The sequence below is a fragment of the Halolamina salina genome (assembly GCF_042678005.1).
Taxonomy (GTDB): domain Archaea; phylum Halobacteriota; class Halobacteria; order Halobacteriales; family Haloferacaceae; genus Halolamina; species Halolamina salina.
Genome location: NZ_JBHUDH010000077.1, coordinates 7,407 through 7,854, shown reverse-complemented (window position 1 = coordinate 7,854; position 448 = coordinate 7,407). Strand labels below are relative to the sequence as shown.

1 pseudogene is annotated in these 448 nt (G+C 71.9%); it reads left to right on the top strand.

The features are described 5' to 3' along the window. Positions 1-201 precede the first annotated feature (201 nt). A pseudogene (locus ACFR9S_RS08020) lies at positions 202-448 on the top strand (undecaprenyl diphosphate synthase family protein); the annotation flags it as partial.

Sequence of the window (448 nt, the reverse complement as noted above, 5' to 3'; positions counted from 1 at the left end):
CAGCGGCGCTGCGAGCGCGAGCAGGGAGACCGCGGCGAAGCCCGCGTCACGCCTGAGCCTCCGGTTCACGTCGTCGGCTACCCCCGACGCCCACTTAACGGTCCCGACACCACGCCGGTGCCGACCGGTCCACTGTGGTGTGGTTCCGCGGCTTGAGCGCCCAGCGAAGGCTTTTCGAGCGCGCACCACCCAGAGGGAGCCGTGGGAGCGTACGACGCCTACCTCGCCCTCCGCCACCGCCTCGCCGACGCCGACGGTCCCGACCACGTCGCGCTCGTACTGACGGAGCGTGACCTGCTGGAGCAGGGCGCCTACGACACGCTCGAACGGACGCTCGGCTGGGCGTTCGACTACGGCGCCGAGCGGGTGACCGTCTCGGTGTCGGTGCTTGACGAGGCGGTCGTGCCGACGCTCGTCCGGGAACTCCGCGGGATCGACGCCCCCAGAG